Here is a 427-nt window from a genome sequence, read left to right as displayed (position 1 = left end):
AAGTAGCGCAAATACTTATGCGCTTACCAGCACTGGAAATGTGGTTCTTTTTTACCTGCCGTTAGCTTTTATGCTTAGTCTGATGCTCTTTTTCGGCTGGGCAGCACTGCCGGGCATTGTGCTTGCTATCTTCTGGCGCAGATACCCGCAGACAGGGCTGTATGAAACCCTTTCTGTGACGATGCACTTTATCATTACTATCGTGCTAAGCTGGGGCGGCTATCGTGTCTTTTCCCCCCGGCGAAACAATGTTTCCCACGGCGACGCCCACCTGTTGTTTCAACGAATGTTCTGGCAGGTATTTTGTTCAGCGACATTATTTCTGGTCATTTACCAGTTTGCCGCTTTTGTTGGCATGTACGAAAGTAAAGCCAGCCTGATGGGGGTAATGCCCTTTAATATCAACACGCTGATTAATTACCAGGCG

Annotated in this window: 1 protein-coding gene; it reads left to right on the top strand. The window is 48.0% G+C overall.

The genetic code is table 11. From position 1 onward, the window contains the following. Window positions 1–427 (top strand): MASE1 domain-containing protein (locus ACEWB7_RS18005; RefSeq protein WP_411581090.1); only part of this gene is annotated, 427 nt, incomplete at both ends.

The sequence above is a fragment of the Acinetobacter sp. NIOH-H-8 genome, assembly GCF_046635365.1.
Classification (GTDB): domain Bacteria; phylum Pseudomonadota; class Gammaproteobacteria; order Pseudomonadales; family Moraxellaceae; genus Acinetobacter.
Note: the sequence above shows the minus strand (reverse complement) of the source record. Positions and strands in the feature narration are given on the sequence as shown.